General features: G+C 71.2%; 24 protein-coding genes and 2 pseudogenes. 7 read left to right on the forward strand and 19 right to left on the reverse strand.

Translation table 11 applies throughout. The annotated features are described in order from the left end of the window. Positions 1-11: 11 nt before the first annotated feature. The 3 genes from ABZX67_RS12240 to ABZX67_RS12250 all read right to left on the reverse strand — a co-directional run bounded on the left by ABZX67_RS12240 (position 12) and on the right by ABZX67_RS12250 (position 2,689). The gene (locus ABZX67_RS12240; protein ID WP_355357873.1) at positions 12-947 is read right to left on the reverse strand and encodes an AraC family transcriptional regulator; all 936 of its coding nucleotides are present in this window, start codon (positions 945-947) and stop codon (positions 12-14) included. A 51-nt stretch (positions 948-998) separates the two neighbouring features. Continuing rightward, complete coding sequence (locus ABZX67_RS12245) at positions 999-1,925, reverse strand: NADP-dependent oxidoreductase (RefSeq protein WP_355357876.1); 927 nt, start codon at positions 1,923-1,925, stop codon at positions 999-1,001. 191 nt (positions 1,926-2,116) lie between these two features. Beyond that, on the reverse strand, positions 2,117-2,689 hold the full coding sequence (locus ABZX67_RS12250; RefSeq protein WP_355357879.1) for a YrhB domain-containing protein: 573 nt from the start codon (positions 2,687-2,689) through the stop codon (positions 2,117-2,119). Positions 2,690-2,785: 96 nt separating this feature from the next. On the opposite strand from ABZX67_RS12250, the gene ABZX67_RS12255 reads away from it, so the two are divergent. After that, complete coding sequence (locus ABZX67_RS12255; protein WP_355357882.1) at positions 2,786-3,814, forward strand: aminoglycoside phosphotransferase family protein; 1,029 nt, start codon at positions 2,786-2,788, stop codon at positions 3,812-3,814. 67 nt (positions 3,815-3,881) lie between these two features. Then, on the forward strand, positions 3,882-4,478 hold the full coding sequence (locus tag ABZX67_RS12260; protein ID WP_355357885.1) for a hypothetical protein: 597 nt from the start codon (positions 3,882-3,884) through the stop codon (positions 4,476-4,478). Between the two features lie 137 nt (positions 4,479-4,615). Here the strand turns inward: ABZX67_RS12260 and ABZX67_RS12265 are convergent, their stop codons facing one another. The 5 genes from ABZX67_RS12265 to ABZX67_RS12285 form a co-directional block, all read right to left on the reverse strand. Next, complete coding sequence (locus ABZX67_RS12265; protein WP_355357888.1) at positions 4,616-5,182, reverse strand: hypothetical protein; 567 nt, start codon at positions 5,180-5,182, stop codon at positions 4,616-4,618. A gap of 97 nt (positions 5,183-5,279) precedes the next feature. After that, positions 5,280-5,633, reverse strand: coding sequence for a cold shock domain-containing protein (locus ABZX67_RS12270; RefSeq protein ID WP_355357891.1), 354 nt, complete (start codon positions 5,631-5,633; stop codon positions 5,280-5,282). 147 nt (positions 5,634-5,780) lie between these two features. Beyond that, a complete protein-coding gene (locus tag ABZX67_RS12275; protein ID WP_355357894.1) occupies positions 5,781-6,302 on the reverse strand; it encodes a hypothetical protein in 522 nt (173 codons plus the stop codon). A 173-nt stretch (positions 6,303-6,475) separates the two neighbouring features. Continuing rightward, a complete protein-coding gene (locus ABZX67_RS12280; RefSeq protein WP_355357897.1) occupies positions 6,476-7,639 on the reverse strand; it encodes a bifunctional class I SAM-dependent methyltransferase/NUDIX hydrolase in 1,164 nt (387 codons plus the stop codon). Positions 7,640-7,752: 113 nt separating this feature from the next. Continuing rightward, the gene (locus ABZX67_RS12285) at positions 7,753-9,642 is read right to left on the reverse strand and encodes an ATP-binding cassette domain-containing protein (protein WP_355357900.1); all 1,890 of its coding nucleotides are present in this window, start codon (positions 9,640-9,642) and stop codon (positions 7,753-7,755) included. A 296-nt stretch (positions 9,643-9,938) separates the two neighbouring features. Between ABZX67_RS12285 and ABZX67_RS12290 the strand changes: the two genes are divergently transcribed. Together ABZX67_RS12290 and ABZX67_RS12295 are read left to right on the forward strand one after the other, a co-directional pair. Next, complete coding sequence (locus tag ABZX67_RS12290) at positions 9,939-10,706, forward strand: SDR family oxidoreductase (protein ID WP_355357903.1); 768 nt, start codon at positions 9,939-9,941, stop codon at positions 10,704-10,706. 41 nt (positions 10,707-10,747) lie between these two features. After that, positions 10,748-11,122, forward strand: coding sequence for a MerR family transcriptional regulator (locus ABZX67_RS12295; protein WP_355358124.1), 375 nt, complete (start codon positions 10,748-10,750; stop codon positions 11,120-11,122). 26 nt (positions 11,123-11,148) lie between these two features. Here ABZX67_RS12295 and ABZX67_RS12300 read toward each other — a convergent pair whose 3' ends face one another. Together ABZX67_RS12300 and ABZX67_RS12305 are read right to left on the reverse strand one after the other, a co-directional pair. Continuing rightward, on the reverse strand, positions 11,149-11,301 hold the full coding sequence (locus ABZX67_RS12300; protein WP_355357906.1) for a hypothetical protein: 153 nt from the start codon (positions 11,299-11,301) through the stop codon (positions 11,149-11,151). A gap of 95 nt (positions 11,302-11,396) precedes the next feature. Continuing rightward, positions 11,397-12,599, reverse strand: a complete 1,203-nt coding sequence (locus ABZX67_RS12305; protein WP_355357909.1) for an aminotransferase class I/II-fold pyridoxal phosphate-dependent enzyme — start codon at positions 12,597-12,599, stop codon at positions 11,397-11,399. Between the two features lie 64 nt (positions 12,600-12,663). Between ABZX67_RS12305 and ABZX67_RS12310 the strand changes: the two genes are divergently transcribed. Continuing rightward, positions 12,664-14,133, forward strand: a complete 1,470-nt coding sequence (locus ABZX67_RS12310; protein WP_355357912.1) for a PLP-dependent aminotransferase family protein — start codon at positions 12,664-12,666, stop codon at positions 14,131-14,133. Positions 14,134-14,201: 68 nt separating this feature from the next. Here the strand turns inward: ABZX67_RS12310 and ABZX67_RS12315 are convergent, their stop codons facing one another. The 4 genes from ABZX67_RS12315 to ABZX67_RS12330 all read right to left on the reverse strand — a co-directional run bounded on the left by ABZX67_RS12315 (position 14,202) and on the right by ABZX67_RS12330 (position 17,846). Beyond that, positions 14,202-14,846, reverse strand: a complete 645-nt coding sequence (locus ABZX67_RS12315; protein ID WP_355357915.1) for a response regulator transcription factor — start codon at positions 14,844-14,846, stop codon at positions 14,202-14,204. Next, a complete protein-coding gene (locus ABZX67_RS12320; protein WP_355357918.1) occupies positions 14,837-15,877 on the reverse strand; it encodes a sensor histidine kinase in 1,041 nt (346 codons plus the stop codon). The genes ABZX67_RS12315 and ABZX67_RS12320 overlap by 10 nt, the downstream gene beginning before the upstream one ends. A 242-nt stretch (positions 15,878-16,119) precedes the next feature. Continuing rightward, the gene (locus ABZX67_RS12325) at positions 16,120-16,773 is read right to left on the reverse strand and encodes a DedA family protein (RefSeq protein WP_355358127.1); all 654 of its coding nucleotides are present in this window, start codon (positions 16,771-16,773) and stop codon (positions 16,120-16,122) included. Positions 16,774-17,402: 629 nt separating this feature from the next. Then, positions 17,403-17,846, reverse strand: a complete 444-nt coding sequence (locus ABZX67_RS12330; RefSeq protein WP_355357921.1) for a hypothetical protein — start codon at positions 17,844-17,846, stop codon at positions 17,403-17,405. Between the two features lie 319 nt (positions 17,847-18,165). Between ABZX67_RS12330 and ABZX67_RS12335 the strand changes: the two genes are divergently transcribed. Next, positions 18,166-18,690, forward strand: coding sequence for an EF-hand domain-containing protein (locus ABZX67_RS12335; RefSeq protein WP_355357924.1), 525 nt, complete (start codon positions 18,166-18,168; stop codon positions 18,688-18,690). Positions 18,691-18,863: 173 nt separating this feature from the next. Here ABZX67_RS12335 and ABZX67_RS12340 read toward each other — a convergent pair whose 3' ends face one another. The 3 genes and pseudogenes from ABZX67_RS12340 to ABZX67_RS12350 all read right to left on the reverse strand — a co-directional run. Continuing rightward, entirely contained in the window at positions 18,864-19,349 is a 486-nt protein-coding gene (locus ABZX67_RS12340) for a DUF1801 domain-containing protein (RefSeq protein WP_355357927.1), read from the reverse strand. Between the two features lie 47 nt (positions 19,350-19,396). Next, positions 19,397-20,050: a glyoxalase gene (locus tag ABZX67_RS12345; protein ID WP_355358130.1), complete on the reverse strand. Its 654-nt coding sequence runs from the start codon at positions 20,048-20,050 to the stop codon at positions 19,397-19,399. Beyond that, positions 20,050-20,157, reverse strand: a pseudogene (locus tag ABZX67_RS12350) (AraC family transcriptional regulator); the annotation flags it as partial. The pseudogene ABZX67_RS12350 and the gene ABZX67_RS12345, both read right to left, overlap by 1 nt. A 1,002-nt stretch (positions 20,158-21,159) precedes the next feature. Between ABZX67_RS12350 and ABZX67_RS12355 the strand changes: the two are divergent. Beyond that, complete coding sequence (locus tag ABZX67_RS12355; RefSeq protein WP_355357930.1) at positions 21,160-22,077, forward strand: S1 family peptidase; 918 nt, start codon at positions 21,160-21,162, stop codon at positions 22,075-22,077. A gap of 384 nt (positions 22,078-22,461) precedes the next feature. Here ABZX67_RS12355 and ABZX67_RS12360 read toward each other — a convergent pair whose 3' ends face one another. Both ABZX67_RS12360 and ABZX67_RS12365 read right to left on the reverse strand, forming a co-directional pair. Next, a complete protein-coding gene (locus tag ABZX67_RS12360) occupies positions 22,462-23,583 on the reverse strand; it encodes a tetratricopeptide repeat protein (RefSeq protein WP_355357933.1) in 1,122 nt (373 codons plus the stop codon). Continuing rightward, a pseudogene (locus tag ABZX67_RS12365) lies at positions 23,580-24,844 on the reverse strand (ATP-binding protein). Before ABZX67_RS12365 ends, ABZX67_RS12360 begins: the two are co-directional and overlap by 4 nt. Between the last annotated feature and the right edge of the window lie 87 nt (positions 24,845-24,931).

The following is a 24,931-nucleotide window of genomic DNA, read 5'->3' on the forward strand; positions in this document are numbered from 1 at the left end:
GCAGACACCTCCTACGCCGCGCGGGACTGCCGGCGGTAGCCACCCGGGGCCTGCCCGTACTCGCGCTTGAAGGCCTTCGCGAAGGCGTACTCGGAGCCGTACCCCGTCCGGGCGGCCACGGTCGTCAGAGGCACCTCCGACTCGCGCAGGAGTCGGGCGGCCGTGGTCATCCGCCACCGCGTGAGGTACGCCATGGGCGGCTCGCCCACGAGTGCGGTGAAGCGGCGCGCGAAGGCGGCCCGGGACAGGCCCGCGGAGCGGGCGAGGGACTCGACGGTCCACTGGGCGTCGGGCTTTTCGTGGAGCGAGGCGAGAGCCGGCGCGACGGCCGGGTCGGTGAGGGCCGCCGCCCAGCCCGTGGCCGTCGCCGCGGGCTGGGACTCCAACCAGGCGCGCAGGATGTAGAGCAGCAGCGATTCGATCAGCGCGGGCACGATGCCGGCGGAGCCGATGCGCGGGTTCTCCAACTCGGCGGCGAGCAGGCCGACCGCTGCGCCGAGTTCGGGGTGCCGGCCGAGCCCCGTGGAGAGGTGGACGATCTCGGGGAGCTGGCGGATCAGCGGGTGGGGGCGGCCCTGATCGAGGTGGTAGTTCCCGCACAGAAGGGTCGTACGAGGGCCGTCGCCGCCGACGGTGAGCGTGCCGATGGGGCCGCCGGGGTGGAACTGGTCGGGGCGTTCCTCATGGGCGGGGGTGGAGGGATGGTCGGCGAGCGCGTGCCCGGGGCCGTTGCGCAGGAACACCACGTCGCCGGTGCCCAGGACGAACGGCTCCTGGTGCACCTCGTCGTCCATGGGGACCAGCCAGCACGTCCCGCGCAGGACCACGTGGAACCCGGCGCCCGCGGCCGGGGGCAGACGCAGGCCCCACGGCGCCCGGCCCTCGGTCCGTACGGAGGTGGGGACCTGGGTCCTCATCGAGTTCAAGGCCTCCGTCAGCACGTCCATGGCGCCCCCTCCGCGTCTCCTGCCGCTGCAACCGTTCCGGCTACGGTCTGGTCAGGCTATGGTCAGGACGACCTTGCCCTGCACGCGCCCCGAGCCGACGAGTTCGTGGGCCTTGGCCGCCTCTTCGAGCGGGAAGGTCTCGGCGATGTGGGGAAGCAGCCGCCCGGAGTCGACGAGAGCGGCCATGGCCTCCAGCGACGCGTAGTCCGGCTCGACGGAGACACCGGCGAAGCGGCGCCCGGCCGCCTCGATCCGCGCGGCGAGTTCCCGGTTCCAGTGCTCCATGATGCTGACGAGCGTGCCACCGGGGCGCAGGACCTCCAGGGAACGGGTGCCCTCCGAGCTGGAGTCGAAGACGACGTCGACGTCCTGGACGGCCTCGGTGTAGTCGGTGGTGCGGTAGTCGAGCACCTCGTCGGCACCGAGGGAACGTACGAAGGCGTGCTTCGGCTCGCTCGCGAGGGCGATCACATGCGCGCCCCGGGCCTTGGCGATCTGGACGGCGAGGTGCCCGACGCCGCCCGCCGCCCGGTGGATCAGCACGCGCTGGCCCGCCTCCAGCCGCGCCGCATCGACGAGGCCCTGCCAGGCGGTCAGTCCGGCCAGGGGGAGGGCGGCGGCCCGCACGTGGTCGAGACCGGCCGGCTTGCGCGCCACCTGGCGGGAGGGGGCGGCGACGTACTCGGCGTACCCGGTGGCGGCCCGAGGGAAGAACGGCATGCCGAACACCTCGTCACCCGGCTTGAAGCGGGCCCCCGGCCCGACCTCCTCGACGACACCGGAGACATCCCACCCGACCCCGAACGGCGGCTCACCGAGCAGCGGCAGCGCCCCCGAGCGTACGGCCGCGTCCACCGGGTTGACGCCGCTCGCGTGCACGCGGATCAGCACCTCGGCGCCGAGGGGAGCGGGGCGGTCGGTCTCCACGACCTCCAGGACCTCGGGTCCGCCGAAGGCCTTCTGGACGACAGCGCGCATGGTGGTGCTCCTTCAAGTCGACTGGCTTCGCGGCAGGTTGTCCGGCCGCTTCTCGGTGCCTCGACTCTAGGGAGATCGAATGAGCGGGTGAATGTCCTTCTGTCTCCGGAAAATGTCCCAGCGTCTCGCCGGCCGGCTGTCCTGGCCATCCGGTGCCCTCTGGCCCGAAGGGACCTACATTGAGCGGCTCATCAGGCCGAGTGGGGAGTCCGGCGGGGCGTACCGTGTCGAACGGTCCGCACAGCGGGCTCGAGAGGTTCGACGAGTTCCTCGGTGGCGACGGCCACCAGACGTGCCGGGGCATCGCCGTCCAGCAACGCGCTCACGTACTCGATGGCCTCCGCGGGCGCCAGTACGGGCAGCCTCCGGCGCAGGGCCCGCACCGCGTGCAGGCGTCCGTGCGTAGCGGCGACTGCGCGGATCGCGTCGTGGAGGTCGTCCACGGCGGTGCGCATCGGCAGCCGACGTATCCGGGCCCGGTAGTCGGCTTCCCACGCCCCGGTGACCGCGGAGACGACGCCGATCTGATGCAGCCCGCCGTCGATACGGTCGACCAGGTACGGCCCGTTCCCCGCCAGCCTGAAGTCCGGGTTCCGCGTACGTACGAACTCCTCCGCGTCCCAGGAGACGATCCACGCCAATTCGTGCTCCTTGACACGGACGACTGCCATGCGCATCGCGTCCGCATCCGAGGCGCGCCACTCCTGGTAGTCCCGCTCCAGCTGTTCTTCGACGGCCTCAACGGCGGCTGATCGCTCGATCACCCCCGTAGCGTCCCGCACGGGCCGGGCCTCGACCAGTCAATTCCCCACGGCTCCTCCACCCACCCCCGGCGCGCACGTACGTGGAAGGATGAGCCCATGTGGTCGCGACCGGCGTTCGGGGACGGGTTACGGGCCGAGCTGGGAGCACCCAGGCGCAGTCGCCGACTGGCCAGTAGCCCGCGCTCGCGTGTGTGGCGCGTCGAGCTGCCGGGGACGGCGGCGGTGGTGAAGCAGATCGTCGACGGCCCCGATGCCGACGAGCGGTACGCCCGCGAGGTCGCCGCCCTGCGGCTCGCCGCCCGAGCGAAACCGCCCGTGGTGCCCGCACTGCTGGCCACCGACCCCGACGAGCGGGTGCTGGTGCTGGAGCATCTGGATCACCGGCGTCCGTCCGGCGACTGGATCGTCGGCTACGCGGCCGCGTTGGCACGACTGCACGCCACCGCCCGTCCGGAGGACGCGGAGGTACTTCCCCGATGGCAGGCCCCGAACGCGGCCGACGCCCATGCCTTCCTCAGGCTGGCCGTGGCCCTCGAAGTGCCCGTCACGCCCGGTGTCCCCGACGAACTCGCCGCCCTCCTACGCCGGCTCGCAACCGCCCCCGGCCATGCGCTTCTCCACGGTGACCCCTGTCCCGGCAACGACCTCCACACCACCACGGGCGTCCGATTCATCGACTTCGAGCAGGCCTCACTGGGCAGCGGCCTGATGGAACTGGCCTATCTGCGCATCGGCTTCCCGACCTGCTGGTGTGTCACCTCGGCGCCCGCACCCCTGCTGGAAAGGGCGGAGCGCGCCTACCGCACGGCGTGGCGCACCACCACCGGTGCCGAGGTCGAAGGCGGCCTCGCCGACGCCTGCGCCGGCTGGCTGCTCCGCGGCGACGCGCTGGTCGAGCGGGCGCGCCGCGAAAGCGAGGACCACCTGGCCCGGATTCCGCACCGGGACTGGAAGTGGGGCACGGTGACGGCCCGGCAGCGGCTCGTGCACCGGCTCGGTGTCGTCAGCCGGATGACCGCCCACGACACCTCCCTCAGCGGCGTGAGCGGCCTCACGGCCGCCATGCGCCACACCATGCTCACTCGCTGGCCCGGACTCCAGCCGGTCCCGGCAAGGCGACCGTAGAGGTCGGCGGCCGCTGTCAGTGGGAGGTGGCACAGTGTCCGAGGCTGATCGATACGAGGGGGAGACGATGGGTGACTTCTTCGAGCGGATCGTGGACGTCGAGGTGACCGGCGAGGAGGCCGGGCCGCTCGCGGAGCGGATGGTCGCCTGGATGATCGGCGAGGGACTCATCACGCGTGAACGGTCCAGTACCGGGATGTACAGCCTGACCGTGGACGCGGGCTACGTGCCAGGCCCCGACTGGACGCGGGCCGTCGCCGACTCGTCCGACCCGGACTGGCTGCCCGGCCCGGTGGCCGTCATCGTCGGTCGCGATTACCACGTCGGGGGCCAGGGAGCGGACGAGGCGGAGTACGCCGTTTGCCCGCGGTGCGACAGCAGAACCGTGATCACCGACTACCCCGAGAAGTTCGAGCCGGACGACAAGGTCTGGCAGCCGTTCAAGGACGCCATCGCCACCTGGAAGGAAACGGGTGAGGGCAGCGCCCCCTGCCCCGCCTGCGGCGCCTCGGTGCCGGTCACCGAGTGGCAGTGGGACTCCGCCTTCGCGGTGGGCGCCCTCGCCTTCGACTTCTGGGGCTGGCCACCCTTGTCCGCCGACTTCTACGCGACGTTCGGGCGGGAGCTGGGGCATCGCACGGTGGAGCACATGGGCAAGGCCTGACCGGAACCGCGTACGCAACACCGCTCGCCGAGCGCGGTGTTCGCCCACCGCGGCGTTTCGGCTGCGCGAGAGGGCTCCCGCTCCGCGGCCGGGTGGGCACCCCCGGAATGCCCGACGGTCCAGGGGTGCCCGGGACTTCAGGAGTCGTACGCGATCTCCAGATCCGAGCTGAAGTCCTCGCCCATGGACGGCACGGGTGCCCCCTCGCTGCGGGCCGCCGTCTTGCTGATGCCGTCGAACAACGCGTAGTTGAAGCGGAAGCCGAGGTTCGCGGTGCCGGTCTTACCTGCGACCTTCACACGGAACGTGCAGTTTCCGTAGAGGGTGTAGTCCTTGTTGCGGAGGTTGTTCTTGACCGACGAATGCCAGAAGTAGTTGACGGCCACGTTGCTGTGACTGTCGTGGTACGGCAGCTGCATGTGCCCGGCCTTGCACGTCATCTTGCCGGTGGCGATGGCCTGCACCGCCGGCGAGGTGCGGAACGACCACGCCATGGTCGCCGGCTTGCCGGCGGTTGCCGCCATGTTCACCTGTCCGGTGAACTTGCCGTTGGCGTCGGTCTTCTCGTAGTACGGGGCGGAGACCTTGAAGACGTGCTTCGCCTGCTGCACACCTGCGTGGGCAGGGGTCGTGGTCAGGAGCAGCGTGGCGGCGAGAGCGGCGGAGCCGAGCACGCCGGCACGCTTGGCGGATATGAGAGACAACGGTTGGTTTCCTGTTCCGTCCACCGCGTGGGCAGGGGAAACCAACCGCCTGCCACGCGGTCTTGTGGATCCGGCCGGTTCGCTCGCCGGGGCCCGATCAGGAATCGAAGGTGATGTCGAGGCTGGACGAGTAGCCCGGCTTGTCGGCGCCCTCGCCGTCTCCCGGCAAGGGCTCCGAGGGCTCCAACGGCCCCTGACCGGATGGCCGGACGCGTACGGCCCTCCAGCGGAAGCGGTCCTGTTCGGCCTGCTCCACCGTGAAGGTGACCGCTTGCCCCGCGGTCAGCGCGCGAAAACCCCCGGCCTCGCCGGCCTCAGCGGCCTCGATGACCGAATAGTGCGCCCACACGTCGTCCGGTAGGGACGGGGTCACCAGCACACCCCACCCCTCCTCGCTGTTCCACTCGCGCACGTGCCCGCTGAGCACGTCGTCGGAGTCCACACCGGACACGGCTCCCTCGGGCACACTTCCCCCAGTTTCAGTGATCGTCGACCCGGCAGGGCAGTGCTGCTGGTCAGGCAGCACGCAACCGGTGATCGCCACGTTACCAGCGCCGCCTTCACCCCGAGCGGCGGGGCGTGCCTCCGGCGTCGCCGGTCACGCGCCCGGCGGATCGCCCGGCCCGCGGCTCGGACGGGGCGATCCCGGGGCGTCCGTCACAGGGCGCGGATCTCGAACGCCGACCGCGCCTTGTTCAGCAGGTCGTCGGCCGTCTTCTCCGCCTGCTTCCCGGCGGGCAGGGAGACCGTGAGGGGTGAGCCGCTCCTGGCGGGAGGTGACCACGACGAGCGTCTTGTTCAGACGGCGGGGCGTGCCCTCGGTGTCCACGTTGTGAGTGGTGGTGAAGAGCGCGGCGTCCCGGCCCTGGTGGGTGTCCGGCTTCGCGGCCGCCACGGCGGGCTGGCCGCCCTGCGGCGGGACGGTCTCCGTGTACTCGCGCTTCCAGCGCTCCGCGGTCGCCATCGCGGCCTCGGTGACGTTCTTCAACTCGTCGACGAGGATGGATGTGTCACCGGAGGGCGAGGTGTAGCGGGTCGCGCTGTAGGGGCCGGTCTGGTTGTCCAGGTCGTCCTCGGTGGTGATCTTCCAGTCCCCGGGCGCCGCCACGGAGAGCTGCATCCGGTACTCGTCGTACCGCTTCCACCCCTCCGGCAGCTCGTCCCCCGTGAATCGTCATGCTCTCATCATGCCAACGAACCAGCGTGCTCGCCGCGTGGCCTGACCGGCGCCCTTTCCCGCCGCCGGAATCGCGGAGGAGGCCGGAACGCACGGCGGCAGGCGCCTTCGCCGGCCTACGCCGGCGCGGGACCGGCGTACGGCTGGAAGGCGGCGGACGGACGGTCGAGCGGGAGGCTCGGCTCCCAGGCCGCCAGGCACTGACTGCTGGGCACGAACAACGGCTGGGGCAGCGCGTCCAAGGGCCAGAATCGCCAGCCTCCGATGGCCTCCTCCCGTTGCCGCGGGGTGCCCGTCCAACCGCAGGCGACGACAGGCACCGTCAGCCGGACGACGTCGCCCACGCGGTCGAGAAGGGTGCCCAGGAGCCGGACGTCTCCGGGAGCCGCCACCAGGCCCGCCTCCTCGGCCAGTTCGCGTACCGCGGCTTCGGCGAGCGTCTCGCCGGGCTCGACGGTTCCGCCGGGGAGCTCCCACGTACCGCGACGGTGGCGGCGCAGCAGGACACCGTCCGGACCGTGGACGATCACGCCCTCGCCCACGACCGCGTTCCGCCGAGGCGCCGCAGACGTACGGGCCCGGCTCGGCACCCGCTCTGGACGCCGGGCCACGTACAGCCGGTACGACACGGCGTTGCCCGGCTGCGGGGCATCGACCGCCGTGACCGTCTCCACGGTGAGGCCATGCTCGACCAGAAGGTCCTCCCACAGCTGCGGTGCGAGCACCCACATGTGCACCAGGTGCTCCCGATCGGTGCCCGGCAGCCGCAGAATCTCGGGGCGGGGAGCCAGGGCGGCCGAGGGTCCCTCGCCGGCGGAGTTGGTGTGCAGAGCGGAGAAGACCAGGCGTCCGCCGGGCCTGAGGGCGTTCACGAGGGCGGGCAGGACGCGCCTCGGATCCAGGAACGGCAAGCCGTTGACGGAGTAGACGAGGTCGTACGGGGCGGCCTCGCGCAGATGGGCGACGGCATCGGCGCGCACCAGGCGCAGCCCGGGTGTGTCCGGGTACCGGGCGAGGGCCCGCCGATGCTGCGAGGGCGAGGCGTCCACGGCCGTCACCCGGGCTCCGAGGGCGGCCAGGCGGGCGGCATGCCGGCCGAGCCCGCTGCCGAGGTCGAGGACACGAAGCCCCTTCACCTCACCGAAGACCGCGATGTCCGGTCCGGTGTCCGCGATGCCCCAGTTCCACCGGTCCAGCTCGGGCAACTCGACACCTCGGGCCAGTTGGTGTTCCCCGTAGGCGGCCCAGACCTCGGCGGTGTGCTTCTCGACGTCCGGCAACAGGTCCTCCCATGAGTAGGAGCGGTCAGGGGCGAAGGGCGCAGCAGGGCTCGGCGGCATCGCTGCGGGCGAGGCGACGACGCCCGTGGAGAAGGTCGTCGGTGTCCTCCAGGTCAGCGGTCCTGCGACAGACGCAGAAGCTCGGCGAAGGTCCCGCCGGCGTGGACGAGGTCGTCGTAACGCCCGTGTTCGGTGATCCGCCCGTGTTCCATCACGACGATGTGGTCCGCGATCTTCGTGTTCTCCAGGCGGTGGGTGACCACGATGGTGATGCGCTCGGCGGCGATGGCCTTGATCCGCTCGAAGATCTGATGGTCACCGCGCGGGTCCATCTGCGAGGTCGGCTCGTCGAGGATCAGCAGGCCGGGACGGCGGTACAGGGCCCTCGAGCAGGCGATGCGCTGCCACTGGCCACCGGAGAGCTCCGATCCGCCGAACACGTCGCGGGCGAGGAGGGTGTCCAGGCCCGCGGGCAGGTCCTCGACGGCTTCGCGCAGCCCGACGGTGTCGACGGCCTCCCACACGGGTCCGTCGCCGTGGGTTCGGGGCTGGCCGAGGGTGACGTTCTCCCGGACGCGCAGCGGCCACTGGGCGAAGATCTGCGGCACGAGACCGGTGTTCGCCCACACGGTGGCGGGATCGGCGTCGGCGAGGTCCGTGCCGTTCCAGGTGACCCTGCCCTTGTCGGGCAGGTAGATCCCGGTGAGGAGCCGGGTCAGGGTGGACTTGCCCGAGCCGTTGGCCCCGACGATCGCGAGGATCTCGCCGCGCCGCAGCGTGAGGGACACGCCGTCCACGGCGGGCTTGTCCTTGCCCGGGTACTGGTAGACGGCTTCGTCGACCTTGATCTCCTCGACCGGGGCGGTCACGGTGCGGGGGCCGCGCCTCGGCGCACGGTCCGCGGCGTTGTCGAGGAAGGACTGCATGTCGCCGAGGTACAGGCTGGTGTGGAAGACCGCGGCGCCGTTGATGACGACCTGCGACAGGGCGGCGAGCGTCGTCTGCACCGCGACGACGGCGGTGGCGGCGACGGCGAGTTCGATCCGCCCGGTCACGGCGAGCCAGGCCAGCGCCGCCCAGGTGGCGACGAGGAAGAAGCCGCCGGCCAGCGACGAGAGCAGGGAGATCCGCAAGGTCCGCGGCGTGGCGGCGAGGGTGCGGCGATCGCACCGGTCCGACAGGGCGCGGTACCAGAAGACCAGGTAGTCGGTCATCGAGTTGGCGCGGACCTCGTCGCCGTACTTCGCATTCGTGGACCACCAGCGCATCATGCCGCGCACGTTGCGATCGGCCACGTTGGCGTAGTGGGTCTCGTAGTCCACCCGGGCGGTCAGTACGGCCCCGATGCCGGCCGGGAGGACGGCGAGCAGCAGTAGCGGCAGCATCAGCACGTTCAGCACCGACAGGACGCCGCCCGCGGTGGTCATGCGGATGAGGGCGGACATGAACCGCTGGGCGTCGCCGACCATCACATGCGTACGGATCACGCCCATCTCGGCGGCCTCCTGCCGGTCCGAGAACCCGTCCTCCGCGTAGGCGGCGGCTTCCACCCGGCACACCGCTTCCACCAGGGCGGTGTCCATCTCCGTGGTCAGCCGCGGCGTGATCCGCCGCTCGGCGTACGTGGCCGCGGAGCCCGCTGCGCGACCGAGGGCGGCAGCCAGGGCCACCACCACCAGGGCCGGCAGGGCGCTGCGCAGCCGGTCGGCGACGGCGTTGTCCGAAAGGATCGGTTCCATGGCCGCGGCGGTCGCGGTCAGCAGGACGGCAGCCGAAACACCGGTGAGCACCTGGCAGCAGAGCAGGAGCTGCACGGCGCGGCGGTCGACCCGCCAGGACAACCGGGCGATCCTGCGCAGGACGTTCGGGATCTGCGCGCACATCCGCCGGAAGGACACCTCGGCGAGCGGGTTGACGGAGTACTGCCCGCTGTAGGTGATCTCCGCCGGCGGTGGAAAGGGCGGCGCGGTGTCCTGCTTCTCGTGGGTGTCTGCCGAGGTCACGTGGCCCCCTTGTCCGTCGCGGCTGGGTCATGAGGCTCAACGACCCCACCAGAATTTCGAACACCTGTGTTTCGGTCGGACCGCGAACCAAGCAATAGAGCGCGCGGCGGATGATGTGCGGTGCACCGACCCTTCCCCCGCAAAGGACCGGACCCAGACCGGCGGTGGCCGAAACGCCGAGGGTGCCCCGGCCGAGCAGGCGGTGCGGCGGCCGATGGCCGAGCACGCCCACGTCCGGCTGTCGCGCAGCAGGTCCTCCAGCGGCTTGACCTTGCCATTGGCGGCAGGGTTGCACGATGACCGGCATGGACATCACCGCACCGCACACCAGCAGGATCGTCGTCGTCACCGGGGCCGGTACCGGCATCGGCCGGGCGACCGCCCGTGCCTTCGCCGCCGAGGGGGCGCGCGTGGTCGCGATCGGACGGCGGAGCGAACCGCTCGAGGAGACAGCGGCAGGGGACGAGCGGATCGTGCCGATGCCCGTGGACATCACTGCTGAGGGGGAGCCCGAGCGGATCGTCCACGCCGTGCTGGAGGCGTACGGCCGACTGGACGTGTTGGTCAACAACGCCGGCATCGTGCGCAGCGGCGCCCTTGGCGAGCTGTCCCCGCAGATGATCACAGCTCAGCTTCAGACGAACCTCGTCGCTCCGATACTGCTCGCCCAGGCCGCGCTGCCCTCCCTGGAGAAGTCGCGCGGAGTGATCGTCAATGTCAGTACGTCAGTGGGGCAGCGCGCGTTTCCCGGCAGCTCCGTCTACGCGGCGACGAAGTCGGCTCTGGAGCTGCTGACTCGGAGTTGGGCGGTCGAGGTGGCGCCTCGCGGGGTCCGGGTCGTGGCGGTCGCCCCGGGCGCGATCGACACACCCATCGGTGAGCACCAGGGCCTGACGCCGGAGCGGATGGCTGCGGTGCGGGAGTGGCAGCTGGCGCACACCCCCTTGGGCCGGCTCGGACGACCCGAGGAGGTAGCCTGGGCGATCACCGAACTTGCCGCACCAGCGGCGTCGTTCATCACCGGAGTGGTACTCCCGGTCGACGGCGGCGCCGTCGTGGCGTGAGCAACGCGACAAGGGTGGCCCAGGAGGCGGAGGTGGGACGGATGCGGATCGGTGATCTGGCCAGGGCAACCGGGACGACCGCACGTGCGCTGCGGCACTACGAACAGGCCGGGCTGATCTCCTCCGAGCGGGCCTCCAACGGCTACCGCCTCTACGACGAGCGGGCGGTGGTGCGGGTCCGCAACATCCGCCACCTGCTCTCCGTCGGGTTGACCCTGGACGACGTTCGCGTGTTCCTGCCGTGCCTGGATGGCGATGTGACCGCGGCACCGCCATCGGACAAGGGCCTTCAGGTGGCGCTGGACCGGCTGACCGTCCTCAACGAGCGCATCGCCGCCCAGATCGCGGTCCGGGACCGGCTGCGAGCCGCCCTCCGGGAGCAGACCGGCGGCAGCCGGATCGACCTGGCGGCCTGATCGGCCGTCCGGCATCCAGACACCCCCTAGAGGCGGGTCTCGGGGCTGTCAAGGTCCGGCAGGCCCGCGGTGGGTATCGGCCGGCGGACGTCGACGGCGGTGGCTCCGATCTCGACGGTCATGCGATCCACGCCCATGCGGAGCGGCCCGTCGTAGCCGGCCTTTCGGGTGCGGGACATGATGACGTCGTCGCCCTCCGTGCCGCGACTGCCGGGCAGGCTGGGCCGAGCCGCCTGGCGGCGGAAAGGTGTGGAACAGCCCGCCCGAAGCCTGCTCAGGCAGCCTTCGTGGCGCGGTCCAGCGCCTGCTCCACATCCCCCCACAGGTCCTCGACGTGCTCGATCCCGACGGACATCCGTACCGTCCCGGGGCCGATGCCGGCCGCGTCGAGGGCGGCCGCGTCCAGCTGGCGATGCGAGGTGGAGGCCGGGTGCATCACCAGGGTCCGCACATCGCCGAGGGAGGCGGTCAGAGCGGCCAGGCGTACCGCCTCGATGAAGGTACGGCCCGCCTCGCGCCCGCCCGCGAGGTCGAAGGAGACGACCCCGCCGCCGCCCTTCGGCAGCAACCGCCGCGCGACGGCGTGGTCGGGGTGCCCGGCGTGCGCCGGGTGGCGGACGGCCCCCACCGCCGGGTGCGCGGCGAGCCGGCCGGCCAGGTCAAGGGCGCTCGAGCTCTGCCGCTCGATGCGCAGCGGCAGGGTCTGCAGACCGCGCAGGGTCAGCCAGGCGGCGAACGGGTCGGTGATGGCGCCCTGTTCGATCGCGTAGTGGCGGATACGGCCGTACAGCTCGGCGTCCTTGAAGACGGTGATCCCGCCGAGGACGTCCGCGTGCCCGGCCAGGTACTTCGTCGCCGAGTGGATCACGATGTCCGCGCCGTACTCGATCGGCCGGCACAGCAGCGGCGACGCGAAGGTGTTGTCGACGGCGCTGGGGACGCCGGCCTCGGCGGCGACCGCGATCAGGGCGGGCAGGTCGGCGACCCGGGTGGTCGGGTTGGCGATGGTCTCCAGGTACAGCAGCCGCGTCCGGGGCCGCAACGCCCGCCGCACCTCCTCGGCGTCGGTCCCGGAGACGTACGTGACCTCCACACCCCAGCGCGCGGCGAGGTCGGTCAGCATCGCGTACGTACCGCCGTAGAGGCACCGCTGCGCGATGACATGGTCCCCGGCGGAGAGCAGCCCGAGCAGAACACCGTTGATGGCGCCCATACCCGAGGCGTAGGAGAGGGCGGCGGCTCCGCCCTCCAGGCGGGCGACGGCTTCCTCCAGAGCGCGGACGGTGGGATTGCCGAAACGGCTGTAGAGGAAGGCGTCGGGCGAGTGGAAGGCGTCGGCCATCGCGTCGGCGCTGTCGAAGGAGAAGACGTGCCCCTGGTGGAGGGGGACGCCCAAGGGCGTGCTGCCAGTGATCGGGACGTGGGGAGGGTGAACGGCGAGGGTCTCGGGCCGGAGTGCTGCGGTGTCGTGGCTCATGGAACCCAGTGAAGGGGAAAGCCACTTGCGGCCACAGGGCCAATCCCGGCAGATTGGTCTGGCGATGGAGCCAATTCCTCTTCCCCTGGACGACCTTGTCGCCCGCCTCGGCCGCTGGTCGGCCGGCCGTGGTCCGCTGTACCTCCTCCTCGCCGCCCGTCTCCGGCAGCTGATCGACGAGGGGCTTCTGCCTGCCGGGACCGTACTGCCGCCTGACCGGCGGCTTGCCGCCGCGCTCGCGGTCGGCCGGACGACGGTCGTGACGGCGTACGACACGCTGCGCCAGGAAGGGCGGGTGGTGCGGCGCCAGGGCAGCGGAACACGCGTCGCCTCCGCCGCGATTCCGCCGCGCCCCCGCGTGCGCGAGACGTCCAACCCGCTCTTCCTGCACCTGCTGGAGGCACCGGACGATGTGATCCTGCTGAGCTGCGCGGCACCGCTGGGACCGACGCCCGAACTGACGCGGGCTTACCGGACCATGACCCTGCCGGACGGCGATCTGGGCTACCACCCGGCCGGATTGCCGGCCCTGCGGACGGCGATCGCGGCACGGTACGCACGGCGAGGCGTGCCCACCGGTGCGGAGCAGATCCTGGTCACCACCGGCGCCCAACAGGCCCTGGCGCTGCTGGTCCGGCTGCTGATCGCACCCGGCGACGAGGTGCTGATCGAATCACCGACGTACCCGGGCGTACTCGACCTGCTCCGGGAGGCGGCGGCGCTGCCGCATCCGGTGGCGGTGGGACCCGACGGCATCGATGTGACGGAGGCGGTCAGGGTGATGGAATGTCACCGCCCCGCCCTCGCCTACGTCGTCCCCCGCTTCCACAACCCGACCGGCACCGTACTGCCACCTCTGCCCGGGCGCCGCCTCGTCGAGGCGGCCAACAGTCTGGGAGTGCCGCTCGTCGACGACGAGGTGCTCGCCGATCTCGCGTTCGACCCCGGACCGGCGCAGCCACCCCTGTCCTCCTACGGCGAGGTCATAGGCGTCGGATCGCTCAGCAAGGCGGTCTGGGGCGGACTGCGTATCGGCTGGGTACGAGGTCCTGCGGCACTGATTTCCCGGCTGGCCCGGCTCAAGGCCATCCACGACCTGGGCAGCGACGTGCCGGCGCAACTGGTGGCCAGTCGGCTGCTGGAGGAGTACGAACCGATCCTGGCCTCCCGGGTACGGACCCTGCGCTCGGCCCACGACCACCTCCGGGCCGAACTGACCCGCCTGCTGCCGTCCTGGAGCTGCCCACCGGCCGCAGGCGGCCAGACCCTGTGGGTCCACCTTCCGTACGGCGATGGTGTCGCCTTCACCCAGGTCGCGCTGCGCCACGGAGTGGCAGTGCTGCCCGGCGCCACGATGGACACCCTGGGCGGCAGCACCAGGTGTCTGCGGCTGCACTTCCTCCTGGCCCCGGACGTGCTGTCGGAGGCGGTACGGAGGCTGACCACGGCCTGGCGCGAGTACGCACCGAACGCCACCGCAGCAAGCCCGACGCCGTCGCCGGCCCCAGCGGCCCTGAACGCGATCACCCTCTGAAAGCCCCGGCCGACCCGGGTGGTGCGCGACTTCGGCGGCGGCCCGACGCGTGAGGCGCGAGCGGCGTCCTACGATTCCAGGTACCTCAGGACCGCCAGGATCCGCCGGCTGTAACCGGTGGTGTGCGACAGCTCCAGCTTCTCGAAGATCGTGTTGAGGTTCTTCTCCACCGCGCTCACGGAGATGTGCAGCTTCTGCGCGATCGCCGCATTGGTGTGCCCCTGGGCCAAGGCTTCGAGGACGCTGCCTTCGCGGGGCGTGAGGCGGGCCAACGGGTCTGTGTGCGTCGTACGAATGACGAGCTGGCGCACCACCTCGGGGTCGAGGGCAGCGCCTCCCGCCTGGATGCGTTCCAACGCGTCCAGGAACTCCTCGACCTGAGCGACGCGGTCTTTCAGGAGGTACCCCACCCGCTGCGCGTGGGAGGCCAGCAGCTGGACCGCGTAGTTGCGCTCGATGTGCTGGGACAGCACCAGTACGCCGACCTCCGGCCACCGCTCGCGGATCTCCACCGCGGCACGCAGACCCTCGTCGGTGTGCGTCGGAGGCATCCGGATGTCGAGGACGACCACGTCGGGCCGCCGCGATCCCACCTCCTCCAGCAGGCCCCCGGCGTCGCCGAAGGCGCCCAGCACCTCGTGCCCCTCCTCGACGAGGAGCCGGACCAGCCCCTCCCGCAGCAGGGTCGAGTCCTCGGCGATCATCAGGCGCATGGCAGCTCCGCGGTAATGGTGGTGGGTCCCCCTACGGGGCTGTCGACGTGCAGGACGCCATCCAGCGCGGCCACCCGGCTGCGCAGTCCGCTCAGCCCGCTGCCCGCGGGGTTCGCGCCGCCCCTGCCGTTGTCCTGGACCCGCACCGCGAGAACCCTGCCGCGCAGCACCACCCGCACCGCGACGGCCGTGGCCCGGGAGTGCTTGGCCGCGTTGTTCACCGACTCCGACACCACGAAGTAGGCGGCGGTCTCGACCGGTTGCGGCAGAGGCCCGCCGACGTTGAACTCCGTACGGACAGGGATGGCGCACCGCTCGGACACCCCGCCCAGCGCCTCCTTGAGCCCGAGGGTGTCCAGCGCCGAGGGATAGACCCGCCAGGTCACTTCGCGCAGTTCCGCGAGGATGTCCTGGGATTCCCGGTGTGCCTGGCGCAGCAGGGCGTCTGCTTGCTCGGGGCTGCGTTTCCTGCGTGCCCGGCCGAGCAGCATGCCCAGTGCCACCAGGCGCTGCTGGATTCCGTCGTGGAGGTCCCGCTCGATGCGCCGGCGTTCGGTGTCCACGGCCTGCACGACCGCTGCTCGGCTGGTGGCCAGTTCATGGATGCGCCGCTGGAGCAGTTCCTCTTCGGAGGGGCCGAAACACTCGCGGGCGATCCGCGCGTCCAGGGCGGTGAGCGAGCGCAGCCCCTGGATGTCGAGGAAGAGCAGCACACCGCCCAGGAGCAACTGGATCGGCAACTCGTCCCAGTGCACGCTCTGCCGGACTATTCCCCGCGCGAGCAGGACCGCCAGGACGGTGCCGAAACCCAGCAGCCCGATCACGACGCCGCACAGCATTCCCGAGTAGGCGCGGACCGCCACGTAGCGAAGGACCTTCTGGTCGGATGCCCGGTAATGCTCGGGGAAGCGGTCGCCGAAGAAGACGGCCCGGCGGACCCGCTCCAGGCCCGCCAGCCGGCGGGCTGCGGTCACCAGGACGCCGAGGGCATTGGTACGCGTGAGCGGCCACAGCAGGAAGGGGCCGAGCACAGTCCCGACGACGAGGAAATACAGGGAGCCGCATAACGCCGTGACGCAACCGAGCAGCGTACCGACGCTGCGACGCGGCCAGGAGGCTTGCACGCTTGCTGGGGCATGGCCCTCGCCCTGGGTGGCGCTGCCCGCGGATTCCCCCTGCACGAGGGCCGAGCCTAGTGGGGCTGCCCAGCCGGAGCAAGATCGCTCAGGACGTGCGCTGGGCGAGGCCACGGTGCCGGAGCGGCCGTGGGGAGTCATGAAGAGCGGCGGTGCCGGGCGGGGGCGCGGCCCCGCAGCCGTACGGCCACGTAGGCCGCGAAGGCGACGACCACCAGGAGCAGCACGGCCTTGGAGAGAATCCCGACATACGTCTCCACCACCTCCCACTGGTCCCCCAACCAGTAACCGGCCATCACCAGCACTGAGTTCCATATCAGGCTGCCGAGCGTGGTCAGCATGGCGAACACGGCCATGGGCATGCGCTCGACACCAGCGGGGACGGAGATGAGGCTGCGGAAGATCGGCACCATACGCCCCAGGAAGACCGCCTTGGTGCCGTGCTTCGCGAACCACTTCTCCGTGCGCTCGAGGTCGGAAGCCTTCACCAGGGGCAGCCTGGCCCAGATCCTGTGCACGCGTTCACGGCCGAAGAGGACGCCGATCCAGTAGAGGACCACGGCTCCGGCTACCGATCCCAGCGTGGTCCAGAACAGCGCCGAGGCCAGGGTGAGAACCCCCTGCCCGGCGGCGAATCCGGTCAGCGGCAGGATCACCTCGCTCGGCAGCGGCGGAAAGAGGTTCTCCAACGCGATGGCCAGGCCTGCCCCGGGACCCCCCATGGTGCCGACGAGATCGACGGCCCAGCCGGCGACGCCGCCGGCGGGTTCCTGCGCGAGAGCCGAGGGCATGGGCTGCATGTGATTCTCCAAGCCGTTGGACCGGTCGACCGGAACGAGCGCCCCGGCTGCCTTCCAAACTAAGAACCGCAGCTCAACGCCGGTATGAGGATGGCCATCCGATCTCACGCTGTTTTCCACACCGCTCACCCTGCGGAAAACCACACCCCTACGGCTCCGAACGGGAATACCACGAGCCCGCTCCTGCCGCCTGACGGCCTGCCACCTGATGGCCTGGCGGCCAGTGCATACGGTGGGTACCGACCCCCGGTTCTTCGTCCCGCATCGTCTGCTGAGTGAGGCTTTGGGGGTGGTTGGTCCGGTCCCGTTCCCGCTGACCCCGCTGATCATCGCGAACTCACTGGTGGAGGGCTATCCGGTCAGCGAGCCGGGCGTGGCGCTTTGACCGGTCTTGTTCCGGCCTGGGCGGATGGGGAACTGCCGTGGCGAAGGGTCGCCAGCTGCGCAGGGCCCGGGCGCAGGCCGCCACCTGCTGTTCCAGGTAGCGGATCCGGTCCTCGTCGCGGACGGTTACAGGCGTCCGGCGTCCCATCGCCATGCCGCACGGCCCCGCGCGGCTGCGATACCCCGTACCCCGCATGAGATCCCTCCGGACGCGGGAATGCCCACCGTGGCCTGGCTCACGGCCTGATCTCCAGCTGTGCCTCACCGCTGCTGCCCCTGAGCCCGGACAAGAGGCACGCGGTGGGCAGCTGAGCGGGCAGGGCGGCAACGGTCCGACGGGCCGCGAGCCCTTCGCCGCGGCCCTCGACGACCCGGCCCGCCAGCCTGACGACGAGGACGCCGGCGACACGAACGCTGGTGCTGCTGTCGTACGCGATCGACGACCGTTTGCCGTCGGCGTACTGGACGACTTCCCCGAGGCGCGGGCTGTTGACCGTGACGCAGGACGCCGCAGGTGAGGTTCCTTCCAGGTAGCTGGTGGCCGGTACCGTCCGGCCGGGAGCGACCCCGCAGGTGTAACTGGCATGGGTCTGGACGCGGGTCTGGCGGGGCAGCAAGGTCAGGGGCGGGTCGTACGTACTGGTGCTGGAGCCTGTGCACACGACGCTTTCGCCACGCACGGGTTCATGGGCCTGACCTGCTGGAGCCCACACCACCGACGAGCCCACCAGGGCCAGGGAACTCAGCGCCGCTGCTGTGCCGTGTCTGCCGAACATTCATCCTCCCCAAAAACCGTTCCTCTGCCAGGGCTGTGACTACCCCGGGCCGCTTGCGCCGTCCCCGGCTCCTTGAGTCACACACGAGCGCACGAGGCGCGGTACGCGTCGGGAAACAACCCCACGCCCCCCCAAAGGGGCGCCTTGATCATCAGGCCGAGGGGTAGGACAGACCACTCGGATCGAAGCACTCACGCTCGATCACCGCGAGGGAGGAACCGCGATGGACCAAACAGCCGCGCACAAGCTCGTCTTCGCCATGCTGGACGCGGATGGAGACGGAATCGTCTCCAGGGAGGAATACACGGCGCGCACCCGGAACGTGGCACAGGCGATGGGACTCGAGGAAGACGACCAGCTCGTCGTCACCGCACGCAACCTCGGCGAGCGCGCGTGGGCGTCGATGGACGCCGACGGCGACGGAAAGATGACCTTCGACCAGTACACGGCATGGGCCGGCGCCGAGACGTTCGACACCGTCTGCGCACCCGTCCTCGGCGCGCTCTTCGACCTCGCCGACACCGACCACGACGGCTCCCTCGACCTCGGCGAGTTCACAGCCCTGCGCACAGCACTGAACAACCCCGCCACCAACGCCGAAGCAGCGTTCACGGCCCTGGACGCCAACGGCGACGGCCGCATCGGCCGCGACGACTACATCGCGTCCATCCGCGCTCATGTCACCGGCGAAGGCTCTCCCATGGGCAGGGCGCTGTACAGCAGGCAGTTGTCCGACATCCCATCGTGATGATGAACGCCGTAGCGACGATCAGCCCCGCGCTGCCAACCGACCACGAAGGGACCGTTCCAGGCAAGCTCGCCAGGAGGCCAGCCACCCGACGGACCCCAGCAGCCGGTGAGGCACCTTCTGCCGTCCCATCCTCGACTGCCCACAGCCTGCCGGATCCGCCCCGGCCGGCCTCAGCCCGCCGCCTTCTTGACGAGTGCGCTGATGCGCTGTTCATCGGCTTCGGTCAGCTCTCTCAGGGCGTAGGCGGTCGGCCACATGGCGCCGTCGTCGAGTGCCGCCTGGTCGCTGAAGCCAAGCGTGGCGTACCTCGTCTTGAACTTCTCCGCGCTCTGGAAGTGGCAGACGACCTTGCCGTCCCTGGCGTACGCGGGCATCCCGTACCAGAGCTTGGGCGCGAGGTCCGGAGCGGTGGTCTTGACGATGCGGTGGATCCGCTCGGCGAGCACGCGGTCCGCCTCCGGCATCTCGGCGATCTTCGCGAGCACGTCCCGCTCCGCTGCCGCCTCCTTCTCCGCCCGGGACGAACCGCGCCGCGCCGCCGCCTTCTTCTGCTCGCGTGCGTGCTCCTTCATCGCGGCCCGCTCCTCGGCGGTGAACCCGTCGTACTTCTCGGTGGTCGTGCTGGAGTTCTCAGCGGACGGCTTCGTGGACGGCATGGCGGGTTCCTCTCGTACGGTGCGAACGTCGTGGACGGTGGGGCGAGTCACGCGGCGGCCTCCCAGGCGAAGCCGTCCGGGTCGGCGAAGGGGTCGCCGGTGCCGCCGAGGACGATGCGGTGCGAGCCGGTGCCGTCGGCGGGGACGCCGAGGTCCTTGGCCAGCCCGCGGCGCTTGTACAGCGCCAACGTGACGGAGCTGGAGGAGTTGGAGGCGCCGGGGCCGAACTCGGCGTACTTGCCGCCGAAGCTCTTGGCCACGGTCAGGCCCCGGCCGACGTAGAACTGCTTGCTGGCCTTCACGTCCTCGACACCGAGCAGGAGGACGACCTCGTCGATCTGGCGGGTAGCCGGTCCTGTGTCCTTCTTCGCGGAGGTCGCGACCTTCCAGATCGTCCCGTCCGGGGCCTGGACGACGCCGCCGTAGCCCCACAGCGACTTCGCGGCGTGCTTCAGCACCGTGGCACCTGCCTCCACAGCGGCGGCGACGAAGCTGTCGACGGTGGCCGGGCCGGACACCGTGAGCGCCAGGGTGAAGCCGCGGAATCCGGTGGAGTGCGCCTCGGACGCCCGCAACCCTATGTACGTGTCCACGCCGAAGGCGGCGTAGAAGCGGCGGGCGGCTGCGAGGTCGGCCACCTCGAGGGTGACTGACGCGAGAGACGTGTGAGCTGCGGTCGAAGAGGTGATTGCCATGACCATCACGCTAGGGGCTGCTCGGCGCCCGGGGCTTCTCGAATCCTGACCGGTCTTGTCACCTGCTGCGCCACACCCGCCGGCACCCCCTCCGCCTTCAGCGCGCACCCCCCAATCGTGGGGCGCACCCACAGCGTCATCGCCATGCGCAGGGTTCCACTTCACCGCGTGCTCCAGGAGCGCCGCCTGACCGGGCCAGGCGCCGGCCACGCCGCGCCTCCTCGCCCTCCTCGCCCTCCGCGTCCGCTGCCGCCACGCCCCCTGCCGGCTCCCGATCAGGACACCGGGAACGGCGGTTCCACGGCCGGTGGTGCCAAGGGCTTCGGTGCGAACGACGGCGAGGCGGCCGACAAGAGCGACTACGGCCGGATCTGCGGCGCCAACGGCGTCGACTGGAGCCCCACCTCCGAAACGCAGGCGGGCGGTGCACCCTCATCGCCGCCACGGCCAAGCCCCGGCGAACGTCCCACGAACGTCCACGGCGTCGCCAGCGGCGGGTCTGTGTGGGCTCCCGCCCTGCCACCGGAATCTGCGTCCGGAGTGGAAGGGACATGATCAGGCCACGGCATGCCCGGGAGCGAATCGGAGCGATCAAGGCATACGGGAGCCGCTGCGGCTGACGAAGCAGGACGCGTGCCGTGGCTCTCGCTGCGTACGGCGGACCGTATGGATCCGGCCATGGTGTCGACGGCGGCGCGGGCGACTGGCGCCTCACCCGTCAGCTGTGGTTGCCAGCGCCACTGCAGCAACATGTCCGTTTATTGAAGACTGAACTGACCGTGCGGCGACCGCAGTGGCTCCGGACCGGTACCGCGGCCTTTGCCGACGGCAAACTCCACGCCTGTCACCTTTCGGCCAACCGCGCGGTAGGGGCGGGGCGGACGGAAAGCGGAACGTACGCCTGACCGAGCACCCGGCCGAAGTGCCCGGCGTCCCGCACCCGCTGAACGCGTGTAGCACGACCGAAAGACGCCCTGTTGCCGCGTCGAAGCGGAGTACAGGATCCGTATCGACCGCTTGTCAGGCCCATGACGGAGAGCCCCCGTCGTGCGTCTGCCGGCGGTTGCTGGTGGGCCCGTACACCCCACGGGTCCTCGACATCCATGGAGGATGCAGTGAACATCAAGCGCTTCACCCCCCACGGCGGCATCGCGAGAGGTCTGCGGCTGACCGCCGTGGCCTCGGCCCTGCTGGCCGCCGCCGCGCTTGCCACTCCGAGCGCCGCGGCGGACTCGGCCCCCGCGCCCCGCGCCACCACCGCGCAGCTCGCCGCGGCGAGCGACGCGGTCCTGGGAGCCGACGTCCCCGGTACCGCGTGGTACACGGACTCCGCGTCCGGCAAGCTCGTCCTGACCGCCGACTCCACCGTCTCGGCCGCGGAGCTCGCCAAGATCAAGAAGGCTCTCGGCAACAAGAGCGAGGCCCTGGAAGTCAAGCGGACCCCGGGCACGTTCAACAAGCTCATCGCGGGCGGCCAGGCCATCTACGCCGGCGGCGGCCGTTGCTCCCTCGGCTTCAACGTCCGCAGCGGATCCACGTACTACGCCCTTACGGCCGGTCACTGCACCAACAGCGGCAGCACCTGGTACACCAACTCGGCCAACACCGCCGTGCTCGGTACGCGTACCGGCTCCAGCTTCCCGGGCAACGACTACGGCATCATCCGACACTCCAACGCCTCGGCTGCGGACGGACGCGTGTACCTCTACAACGGTTCGTACCGGGACATCACCGGGGCGGGCAACGCCTCCGTCGGCCAGTCGGTGCAACGCAGCGGCAGCACCACCGGCCTGCGCAGCGGCACAGTCACCGGCCTGAACGCCACCGTCAACTACGGCAACGGCGACGTCGTCTACGGCCTCATCCAGACCAACGTCTGCGCCGAGCCCGGCGACAGCGGCGGCGCCCTCTTCTCGGGCACCACCGCGCTCGGTCTGACCTCGGGCGGCAGCGGCAACTGCTCCTCCGGCGGCACCACCTTCTTCCAGCCGGTCACCGAGGCCCTGAGCGCCTACGGCGTGAGCGTCTTCTAGCACCCGCGCCCGGGGGCCGTCCCGCGCCCCCGGAGCACGCGGCGCCCGCCGTCACGCACCACCAGTAGCCCTCCGTACCACCGACGGCTCCGTGCCACGAAGCTCCAAGCCACCGGCGGTCCGCGTCCTGCGGGCCGCCGGTTCGCCTATCGGTCGGGGGAGAGGGAGGCCTCCGTGCGCCTCGACAACCCCCGAGATGGCGCCCCGCGGGCCCGGGGCGGTCACACCGAGCGCGTGCCCTGGCGGCGGCGTCCAGGACCACGCGCCCGGGTCGGCGATGCGCTGCTCATCGTTCTCCATGCCCGCGAGGAGACACCCCGTATGAGGGATTCGGGCACCGACTCGGCCGGCGAGCGGTCTGAGCGGTGCCCGCACGCTCCCGCCTCAGCCGGTCTTCTTACGGTCGAACCACATCGTCGCCACCGCCGGAACCAGGCCTGCCCAGAACAGCACATGCGGGACTGTACGTTCCGTCCAGGGGACCTGGGTGATCAGCAGCGCGCAGAGCATGGCCCACGCCGCCTGGCCCAGGACGATCCGCGGCCATGTGCGGCGCCGTACGAGGGAGCGCAGGTTGACGCGGACGCCGGCGCGCAGGCGGCGGTACCTCAGCAGGGCGCCGAGCGCCCAGACGACGGTCATCGGGACGAGGTCCCAGAGCCGTTGGCCGAGCGGCAGCGGCAGCTCCCGCTGGGTCTCGCCCTCGGTCGCGTACAGGTCGATGCCCACAGCGGCGAGGGCCAGGCAGAGCAGGGCCAGCCAGCGGACGCCGCGCAGCAGACGGTAGGAGGCCTCGTCCAGGCCCTGCCGCATCGGGGCCGAGTCGGGGGCGGAGGCCAGGGCGTCGGCGTACAGCGTGGCGGCCTCCGCCGCCTTGACGCCGGGGGTGGCCGCCGCCCTCTTCGTCCACCGCTCCAGGGCCTGCTCGTGGTGCGGGTCGAGCCGGAGGATGGCCTCGTCGAGCCGGTCGGCGACGGCCCGGTCGCCCGCCAGGTCGGCGATCACCCACGCCACCTCGTAGGCGTACACCTCCTCCGGTCCCAGCCGGATGGCCTCCTGGGCCAGTTCCGCGGACTCCCGCAGGCCCGCCTTCTGGTCCTCGGGCCGGATATGGCCGTGGGCCCGGGCGGAACTGAGCGCCCTGATGCGCCAGAGCCAGTTGGCGAGCAGCGCGTAGCCGTGCCAGTAGTCGGGGGCGAGGCGGATCACCTCGCGCAGCACCTCCTCGATCTCCGGGAAGCGGCGCGCTTCCCGCAGGGCGTGCGCGTGCATGACGAGCGCCCCGATGTCCTCGGGGTCCAGCGCGACCGCCCGCTCCGTCGCCTCCAGGGCCTTGGCGCCGTCCTTCTCGTCGCACAGATGGCTGCGGGCGAGCTTCACCCAGGCCCGTACGTCCTCCGGGTCCTCGGCGAGCCGCCGGGCCAGCAGCTCCCTTGCCTCCTCGTACCGCTTCAGGTCGATGAGCAGGTCGGCCCGCTCCACGGCGGGGTGCACGGCGGTGGTCACAGTTTGCGCCTCTTCTTCAGATACGCGACCAGGTCGTCGTTCCGCCCTCATTGGCGAACATCGCCACGTTCCGTGCGGAGGCGAACCACGGCTCGGCGGACGGGACGACCTCCTTCGCGGCGGCCAGCAGGTCCTTCATGCCGATCATGCGGACGGTTCCGGTGCGCGCCGAGTCCAGCAGCGCCCGCTCGGCCGCCGCCTCGCAGACATGCGCCAGGTCCGCGCCGGACATGCCGTCGGTGGCCTTGACGAGCTTGCCCAGGTCGACGTTCTCGATGGGCCGGTCCCGCAGGTGGTAGCGGAGGATCGCCTCCCGGGCGGCGGCGTCGGGCGGCAGGACGAGGATCGTCCTGTCCAGCCGGCCGGGGCGGCGCAGGGCGAGGTCGACGTCCCAGGGCACGTTGGTGGCGGCCAGCACGAACACGCCCTCGTTCGCCGCCGAGTCGATGCCGTCGAGTTCGGTGAGCAGTTGGTTGACCGTGTTGCGCATGCCGCTGTGCGCGCTGCGGCTGCGCTTGGCGCCGAGGGCGTCCAGCTCGTCCAGGAAGACCACGCAGGGCGCCTGGCGGCGGGCGGTCTCGAAAACCTCGTGCATGTTGCGCTCGGAGTTACCGATCCACATGTCGAGCACGTCGTTGACCGACACCGACAGGAACGCGGCGCCGAGTTCCCCGGCGACGGCCCGCGCGATGAACGTCTTGCCGCAGCCGGGCGGCCCGTACAGCAGCAGCCCGCCGCGGAGGCTCTTGCCGTACAGCTTGCGCAGCTCGGGGTTGCGCAGCGGGGCGAGGAAGGCGGCCTCCAGGCGGTCCTTCACGTCCTGCATGCCGCCGACGTCGGCCAGCCGCACGGTGCCGGGCCCCTCGACGTCCCACACGTCGGCGTCCCCGGGATCGTCCTGCCCGTCCGCGCGAAGTGGCGCCTCGACGAACCGCGGCGGCACGACGTCCCCGACCTGCTCCTCGGCGGCCTTCCAGTCGAACCCGGGCCTCGGGCGCGGTTGTTGCTGCGCCGACGGCGTCTGCGGCGGCGGCTGCTGCGTCTGCGGCGAGGCCGGCATGCCCATCGCGCGGGCCATCAGGTCCCGGGCCTGGGCGTCGCCCGGCGCGTGCTGCAAAGCCACGGCCGCCTCGGCGACGGCGGCCTCCGAGCGGCCCGCGTCCAGCAGGAGCTCGGCAAGGTGCAGTCGCAGGGGGACGTCGGCGGGGGCGGCGGCGACGGCGGTACGCAGACTCTGTATGAGAGGGGAGTCGTCCGGCATGATCCACAGCCTAATGCCGCCGTGCAGCGGGCCCTCGACGAGGTGGGGGCGCCGCTGCGGGGCGCGGACGAGTGGCTGCCGGTCGGC

The organism is Streptomyces sp. NPDC003036 (assembly GCF_040611175.1).
Taxonomy (GTDB): domain Bacteria; phylum Actinomycetota; class Actinomycetes; order Streptomycetales; family Streptomycetaceae; genus Streptomyces.